The organism is Priestia sp. SIMBA_032 (assembly GCF_046535215.1).
In the GTDB taxonomy this organism is placed as follows: domain Bacteria; phylum Bacillota; class Bacilli; order Bacillales; family Bacillaceae_H; genus Priestia; species Priestia aryabhattai.
In genome coordinates this window covers 1-274 of sequence record NZ_JAWRXD010000602.1, presented here as the reverse complement: position 1 = coordinate 274, position 274 = coordinate 1, and the positions used below count along the sequence as shown (strand labels likewise).

Annotated in this window: 1 protein-coding gene; it reads left to right on the top strand. The window is 65.7% G+C overall.

Annotation, left to right across the window (positions count from 1 at the left end; genetic code table 11):
- Nucleotides 1-274, top strand: a 274-nt coding sequence (locus SB717_RS35675) for a hypothetical protein (protein WP_410907682.1), incomplete at both ends; no start/stop codon positions are given.

The window sequence follows — 274 nt, the reverse complement described above, 5'->3', positions numbered from 1 at the left end:
ACGCTGGATGTGACGGAACGGGCGCGCATCGAGGCGAGCGTCTCCGTCGTCAATGCCGTCTACGGCGCACCGGAGCGGATCGCGACACTTGCCCAGGATCTGGTGGGGCACTGGGAGAACCGCAGCGCCCAGATGGCCAAGTACATCGACGCGCCGCGCAAGGCCATGATCGTGGGCGGCACCCGCGAGATCTGCGCAAAATTGTACTCCGCGATCGTGGAGCTGCGGCCGGACTGGCACTCGGACGACCTCGACAAGGGCAAGATCAAGGTGG